We start from the raw sequence: 7,811 nt of genomic DNA, 5'->3' as shown, positions 1-7,811 counted from the left end.
TAAGGCTAAGTTTTTACTAAAAATAGCAAAAATATTCCTATTCATAGAAATTGAAAGATTTATTCAACAGTCTTTCTTATGATGTGGGTTAGGATTATTATAATAGGCTTTTTAACATTTATTTTGATTGAAATTGAAAAAAAGTTAACAAAAAAATACTTAAAGTAAATTAAGTTATTTACCTTCTTCCTCCAGCCATTCTCATACCCATACCCATTGGGTCTGACATTTGAATACTTCTATTAGAATTCATATTTTGGTGAACATAATAGTTTGTTTCTTTATTCATACTATACGACTTTCTCTTAGCAACATTATCAAGTTGATAATCATGTCTATGAAAGAAATATTCACACATATATGGAACATAACTATAGGAGGAGTAATAATTATTATAGTATTCGGAACAGTAACTTGGATAGTAATTGTCTTCTAATTGACTGTTATTATTACTCTGATTTGAAATGTTAATATTATTTTGTATTGTAACCTTATCAGGACTTGAAGGCTCATTAATTACATTTATATTACCAAGATCTATTTTTTTAGAGTTTTTAGTTGGAGTGTTAGAAAAAGAGGGTACTCCGTTATCGTTATTTTCATATATATCAGATGCAAAAGAGCAATTAAAAATAAGACTAAAAATGTTAATTAAAAATATCTTACTTTTCATTTGATACTCCTATGAAATTCTTTATTTAAGAATAGAATTTTTTCTTTTTTGTGTTATTTCTTTTAAGATTACACCAATAATTAAGCTAAGTATTATAAGACCAAAGATAAGGTTCATACCTATCTGCATCCATATGGTTTCATGACTATTCAAATATATGGTTTTTTCTAATATTCCTCGAGTATCTTTAGGTAGTTCTTTTTCTATTTTTCCTTTTGAGTTTATAACAGATGTTATACCATTACTTGTTGTTGTTAAAACAAACTTAGAATTTTCAATGGCTCTTACTTGAGATATTTGTAGTTGCTGTTCACGGGCTATAGAATCGCCAAACCATGAATCATCACTAATTACAGATATTAGTTTTGCTCCTTGTAGTTGATCTCTTACTTGTTCAGGGTAACCTACTTCATAGCATATGAAATTAGCTAAAGGATAGCCAAAAGCATTCATTATCGGTTGAATTTCTTGTCCAGCATTAAAATTACTAAGACCAGCACTATCAACATAGCCGAAAAACTTAATTGGGAAATACTCACCAAAAGGTACAAGATGATGTTTATTATAAACTCCATGACCTTTACCAATTATAATAGAGCTATTGTATATTTTAGAAGAATCTTTTGATTGTTCTATGCTTAAGGAACCAATTAGTAAAGCACTATTATTTTTATTAGCTATTTTGGCAAGATTATCAAAATAGGAGCTTAAATATTGTCTATAGCTAGGAATTGCATTTTCTGAAAATATAATCAAAGCATTTTTATGTTCTTTAGCAACGGTTTCGTAATATTGCTGCATTCTTACAAAGTTATCTTGATCCCATTTAAAACCTTGGATAAAGTCACCTTGAACTAAATCAACTTTTTGTGTTTGATTCGTTTTTACTAAAGGTTGATTGTGTTGAATAGCAAACCCACATATATATAAAATAGCAATAACAACTATAGATGAAATGACCTTTTTGCTATTACTTTTGTTACAGATATAAAAAGTGATTAAACAAGCAATAAAAGCAATGATATAGCTAACTAAGTAAACACCACCAATATTTGCAAACCATATTAAAGGAGATTCTGTTTGTGAGTATCCTAATGAAACCCAAGGGAATCCGCCCCATAGCAAGTTTGCTTTAACTATTTCAAAAAGAGTCCAAAGTGCAGGGTATATTAGTACTTTAGTAAAATTATTTGCCTTTCTAGTTAGTATATAACTAAAAGTTCCAAAGGGAATAATATGCAAAAAGTTTAAAAGAATAACTAGAGCAACAGCTGCTGCTAAGCCTGCTGCTACAGATTGAGTAAATAGATGAATACTTATATAAACCCAAGATATACTAGTTCCAAAAAAACCAATTCCAAATAAAATAGAAGTAAGAAAAGCTCCTCGAATTTTTTTAGAATTATTTAATATATAGAAAAATATTACTAAAGATATTATCGCTAATATATCTATACGGAAAGGTGCAAATGCTAGCGTTAACAGAGCACCACTTAAGATTGTGATTATTGCTTTAAATATACTACTTTTCATTATTCTTTAAATTTTCGATTAAAACTTTAATAATTTTACGATTATCAGCTTCTTGTATTGTGAATTTTAATCCATCAACAACAATGCTATCACCTTTTTGAGGTAGGCATTCTAGAGTTTGGATAATCATACCAGCTATAGTGTCATAGTCATTATCATCATCTATTGATGTATTAAAATATTCATTAAAATCTTCTATAGATGTTGTAGCATCAATTACAAATTTATTACTAGCAATTTTTACAATATTTTCACTAGTTGTATCAAACTCATCCTCAATGTCACCAACAATTTCTTCTAAGACATCTTCTATTGTAATTAAACCAGAAATAGCTCCATATTCATCAACTACTATAGCTATATGATTTTGACTATTTTTAAAATCTTTTAACATAGAGTTTAGTTTTTTTGTTTCTGGTATGAAAATAGCTGGACGAAGAATATTTTTGATATCTTCTACTTTTAACTCTTCATCTTCTGAAGATTCTACTTCTTTTTCAAAAATTAATTTTAATAAGTCTTTTGAGTGTAATATTCCTAGAACTTCAGATTTATCTTCACAGTATACAGGCAAACGTGTATGACTAGAGTTTATAGTTTTTTTTAGAATTTCCTTAATAGACATAGACATATCTACAGCAACTATTTTAGTATGCGAGATCATGATATCACCAACATCTAATGATGATATTTTCATTGCACCAATAAGCATATTTTGAGAAGTTTTATCAATTACTTCATTATCTGCTGCTTTATTAATAGCATCTATAAGTGCATTTTCACTTTTAATATTAAATATGCTTGATGCAATTCTTTTTATGAAAAGGTTGTTTTCTGACATTGATTAGTTCTCTTGTATAAAATATGGATTATCTATTCCTAGCTTGGCTAATAATTCTATTTCTAAACTTTCCATTTCCTCGGCTTCTTGGTCATTTAGATGATCATATCCTAATAGATGCAATAAGCCATGTATAAATATATGTTGCCAATGATTTTCTAAAGCTTTATTCTGCTCTTTTGCTTCTTGTTCTAGTACTTTTGGAGCTATAACAATATCTCCTAAGAAATCATCTACTATATGATCTGGTAAACCCTCTGGTTTTTCAAATTCAAAAGATATTATATTCGTAGGTTTATCTTTGTTACGAAACTGTTTATTTATTTGTTGAATTTCATCATTTGAAATAATACTTACATTTACTTCAGCTTGATCAATATTATGTTTATCTGCAACAAGTTTAAAGCATTTGATTAGAAGATCTTTACCCGGTATGGGGTGTTCATCATCATTGATTATATTTAGAGTTAAATTATCCATTCCTATATTTTTCTCTTTATACTTTTTAGTATATGTTTTAGTCCTTTATATTATTTCTTAGATAAATAAAATACTTATAGTAAATCTAAGATCTTCTGAAATATTAATTCATTCTAATTCAGAAGTTACGAGTTAGATTCCTAGAATATCATAAACAAGAATAATATCCTATACATTGATATATTATATAGACAGAAAGCAAAAAATACGTTATGAAGATAACATATTTTTTATGTCCCCTCATGTTATAGTAAAGGTAATTCATTGTTGAAATTGTGATACATAATCTTACAAATTACAACTTTTAGTAAATGGTTAAGACTTATTTTATGTTTAACTTTTAATAATATAGGTAAAATAATCATATTTATCCAGACTTTAAATATAGAAAGAGCTACAAAAGCTTAAGAGAAGATATAGTCTATGACAAACAATAAAGAAGATAATTTAAAAGAAGTAGAAACTATTCTTGGAACTCCCTTTGAATGTTTATATGATGAAAAAGATAATAAAATTAGAACTAAACTTTTAGCATTTAGCTTTATAACAATTATATTCAAGTGGTTTAAGCTAAATGTAAGTAGTGATTCATCATTTATTGGGATAAAAATATCAGGGTTATCTAATCAAATATTTGATTTAACTTTATTTATTCTTGTATCTTATTTTTTAATAATTTATATAATTACTTTTTATGAAAAGTTTACAGAATGGAAAATCCGTCTTACAGGAACTAGATTAATATTTTCTCCATATCAGTCAGGAACTTATGCCGATGGTGGACATGATTGTAAGGATCATCATAATGATCCTAGGCAATCTACCTTATATAATTGGATTCAACAAAGATTTATTCTACCTAAAGATTTTCAAAAAAACTTAAATAAACTTGAAAAAAAATTAGAAGACCCTAACTGCAAAATTACTTTAGAAGATATTAATAAAATAAAATATGAGATAACTAGTCTTAAAAGTTCTTATGATAACTTTTATTGCTTACTGGAAAATCCAAGGTTAGAAGTTTCATTAAAAAGGTTTGATAATTGGTTTAAATATTTTAATAAACTCCAGAATTGGAGATGGTTGATAATAGATTCGTTATTACCTGTATTATTGGGAGTTATTGCAATAATAATGTTATTTAAATAAGTGTTTTATCTAATCTTTATTCTCATACTTATCATAAGCATTAACAATTTTTTGAACTATTTGATGGCGAACAATATCTACTGATTTTAGATAAGTAATCGCTATACCATCAATATTATCAAGAATTGATAAAGCATGCCTTAAGCCAGATGTTACATTTTTAGGTAAATCAACTTGAGTAATATCACCTGTTATAACAGCTGTAGTATTAAAACCAATTCTTGTTAGAAACATCTTCATTTGCTCTTTAGTAGTGTTCTGACTTTCATCAAGCACTATGAAAGAGTCATTAATTGTTCTACCACGCATATATGCTAATGGTGCAATCTCAATAGCTTGTTTCTCAATTAGTTTTGTAACTTTTTCAACGCCCATAAAATCAAATAAGGCATCATACATTGGACGTAAGTATGGATCTATCTTTTGTGCAAGATCACCTGGTAAGAATCCAAGTTTTTCACCAGCTTCAACAGCAGGGCGTACAAGTACAATTCTTCTAACTTCACCTTTTTCATACGCAGATACCGCACAAGCTATAGCCATATATGTCTTACCAGTACCTGCTGGACCAACTCCAAAAGTTACAAAGTTATTTTTAATATTATCAAGATATATTGCTTGATTATGAGTGCGGGCTTTAAGTTTTTTACTTCTAAGTTGAACTTCAGCTTCTTCTAATTTCTTTTTAGATTTTGCTTGAGAGGTTTTCTCTTTTGCCGTTGCATTTAGAATGGTTGTTATTTGCTCTAGATCTAACTCGCTATTGCCTGCTAAAATCTCAGCATAACATGATTTAATAAATCTTTTTGCTTGAGTATTATTAGCACTTGAATCACTTGATATTTCAAACTCATCAGCACGGTGTTTGATTTCAACATTAAAATAGTTTTCGATAGCACGAATATTTTCATCAAGATTGCCACAAAGTTGCATCATGGAATCATAATTGTAAGGCTCTAAAACAAATTGAGTTTTATTCATATATTAAACAAGCTCTCCTCTTAGAGAATTTGGTAGGCTTTCTGTTATTGTAACTGTAGTAAACTGACCAATCAAAGATTTATCACCTTTAAAGTTAACAATTCTATTATTTTCAGTTCTACCTGCTAAAACATTTTCATCTTTTTTAGATGTTCCCTCAACCAATATACGCTGCTTTGTATCAACCATTTGTCTAGAGATAATTTGAGCATTACTATTTAATAGGTCTTGTAATCTTTTTAGTCTATCTTTTTTAACTTCCATAGGAGTATCATCAGGTAGATCAGAAGCTGGAGTACCTGGACGCTTACTATATATAAAGCTAAAAGATTGATCAAAGTTAACATCTTTTACTAGATCAAGAAGCTTCTGGAAGTCTTCCTCTGTCTCACCAGGGAAACCAACAATAAAGTCAGAAGATATTGTAATATCTGGACGGATAGCTCTTAGCTTTCTAATTTTTTGTTTGAATTCTAAGATAGTGTGGTTTCTCTTCATATTTGTAAGAATCCTATCCGAGCCATGTTGTACAGGCAGATGTAGATGATTTGCTAACTCTGGAACACTACCATAAGCATCAATCAAATTTTGTGAAAATTCAACAGGGTGAGATGTTGTAAATCTAATTCTCTCAACACCATCTATTTCAGCGATAAAATGTATTAATAAGGCTAAATCAGCTATTTGACCATTTTCCATTGGGCCTAAATAATGGTTTACATTTTGTCCTAATAGTGTGATCTCTTTAACACCTTGTTCTGCTAATATAGCACATTCAGCTAATACATCTTCAAATGGTCTATTTACCTCAGGCCCTCTTGTGTAAGGAACTACACAGTAAGAACAATATTTATCACATCCTTCCATAATAGAAACAAATGCTTTAGCTCCTTCAGCTTTTGGCTCAGGCAAATAGTCAAATTTCTCAACCTCTGGAAATGATATGTCAACTTGAGACTGTTGAGTTTGTCTTTTTTGTTTGATCATTTCTGGAAGTCTATGAATAGTCTGTGGACCAAAAACCAGATCAACAAAAGGTGCTCTTTTAATAATGTTTTCACCTTCTTGAGAAGCAACACAACCGCCTACGCCTATAACTAGATCTTCTTTAGTTTTTTTAAGATTTTTCCATCTTCCTAACTCATGAAATACTTTTTCTTGAGCTTTTTCTCTAATAGAACATGTATTGATTAAAATGATATCAGCATCTTTGTAATCATCTGTCTTTACTGTATGGAAATGTTCATCTAGAACTTCATGCATTCTAGCAGAATCATATTCATTCATTTGACAGCCTAAAGTTTTTATAAAAACCTTTTTTTGTTCTTTCATTTATTAAAACCTTTAATTTTAGTTATTTCTCATTATTAAAATATGAGAGAAGTTTATTTATAGTAAAATGCGCACAAATTCTATCATAAAAATAAAATAAAAGCACTTTTTGAGGCTAGACTAATTATTTGCATTAATGCAAAATACTAAAAGTTTTTATAAAAAGCATCTATATGATGAAGCAGAATCAATTTACTCAAGATGATATTTGGCAATACTGTCTTGATCATACTAGTGAATTATCGACAGATCTTAATCAGCTAAGTTCTCAGACGAAAGAGCAAGTTCATGGAGCTCAAATGTTATCTGAAAAGATAGTGACTAAATTACTTCAGTTCTTTGTATTTGCTAGTAAAGCTAAAATATGTGTTGATGTTGGTACATTTACAGGAATGTCAGCTATAGCAATGGCTGAAATTTCAGCTGATATTGATGTATATACTATTGATAGGCCTAATCAATCAGGTGAGAAAGTAGCAAAAGAATTTATATCCAAATATCCAAATATAAAATATCTTGAAGGAAATGCGATAGATATATTACCAAATTTACCTGATAATATTGATATAGTATTTATTGATGCTGATAAAAAGCAAACTCAAAGTTACTTTGATACTCTAATAAGTAAAATATCTGATAACGGTATAATTATCGTGGATGATATTCTATGGAGAGCAGAAGTCTTAGATCCACAGGATAAGCGCGCTAAGGCTCTTGATGAATTTAATAAATATGTAAATCAAAGAAATGATTTAGAAACATTAGTTTTACCTATCCGCCATGGTATTAATATAATTAGGAAAGTTTAGATTTAGGAGAAAT

General features: G+C 28.8%; 8 protein-coding genes. 2 read left to right on the top strand and 6 right to left on the bottom strand.

Features of this window, described 5'->3' with window-relative positions; translation table 11 throughout:
- Positions 1-178 precede the first annotated feature (178 nt).
- Genes R8535_RS04175 through ybeY form a run of 4 tightly spaced genes read right to left on the bottom strand, consistent with a single transcriptional unit; the run spans position 179 to position 3,527 of the window.
- A complete protein-coding gene (locus R8535_RS04175) occupies positions 179-673 on the bottom strand; it encodes a hypothetical protein (protein WP_329496783.1) in 495 nt (164 codons plus the stop codon).
- Positions 674-694: 21 nt separating this feature from the next.
- Entirely contained in the window at positions 695-2,206 is a 1,512-nt protein-coding gene (gene lnt / locus R8535_RS04170; protein WP_329496785.1) for an apolipoprotein N-acyltransferase, read from the bottom strand.
- On the bottom strand, positions 2,196-3,047 hold the full coding sequence (locus tag R8535_RS04165; protein ID WP_329496787.1) for an HlyC/CorC family transporter: 852 nt from the start codon (positions 3,045-3,047) through the stop codon (positions 2,196-2,198). Before R8535_RS04165 ends, lnt begins: the two co-directional genes overlap by 11 nt.
- A gap of 3 nt (positions 3,048-3,050) precedes the next feature.
- Positions 3,051-3,527 carry an rRNA maturation RNase YbeY gene (gene ybeY / locus R8535_RS04160; protein ID WP_329496789.1) on the bottom strand — a complete coding sequence of 159 codons (477 nt, stop codon included), beginning with the start codon at positions 3,525-3,527 and terminating at the stop codon, positions 3,051-3,053.
- Between the two features lie 423 nt (positions 3,528-3,950).
- Here ybeY and R8535_RS04155 point away from each other — a divergent pair, with 423 nt between their 5' ends.
- On the top strand, positions 3,951-4,676 hold the full coding sequence (locus R8535_RS04155) for a hypothetical protein (RefSeq protein ID WP_329496791.1): 726 nt from the start codon (positions 3,951-3,953) through the stop codon (positions 4,674-4,676).
- A gap of 9 nt (positions 4,677-4,685) precedes the next feature.
- On the opposite strand, the gene R8535_RS04150 is transcribed toward R8535_RS04155, so the two are convergent.
- Positions 4,686-5,657, bottom strand: coding sequence for a PhoH family protein (locus R8535_RS04150; protein WP_329496793.1), 972 nt, complete (start codon positions 5,655-5,657; stop codon positions 4,686-4,688).
- Between the two features lie 3 nt (positions 5,658-5,660).
- Positions 5,661-6,989: a tRNA (N6-isopentenyl adenosine(37)-C2)-methylthiotransferase MiaB gene (miaB, locus tag R8535_RS04145; RefSeq protein ID WP_329496795.1), complete on the bottom strand. Its 1,329-nt coding sequence runs from the start codon at positions 6,987-6,989 to the stop codon at positions 5,661-5,663.
- Positions 6,990-7,165: 176 nt separating this feature from the next.
- On the opposite strand from miaB, the gene R8535_RS04140 reads away from it, so the two are divergent.
- The gene (locus R8535_RS04140) at positions 7,166-7,798 is read left to right on the top strand and encodes an O-methyltransferase (protein ID WP_329496865.1); all 633 of its coding nucleotides are present in this window, start codon (positions 7,166-7,168) and stop codon (positions 7,796-7,798) included.
- Positions 7,799-7,811 lie beyond the last annotated feature (13 nt).

This window comes from Francisella sp. 19S2-4 (assembly GCF_036281795.1).
Classification (GTDB): Bacteria; Pseudomonadota; Gammaproteobacteria; order Francisellales; family Francisellaceae; genus Francisella.
Note: the sequence above shows the minus strand (reverse complement) of the source record. Positions and strands in the feature narration are given on the sequence as shown.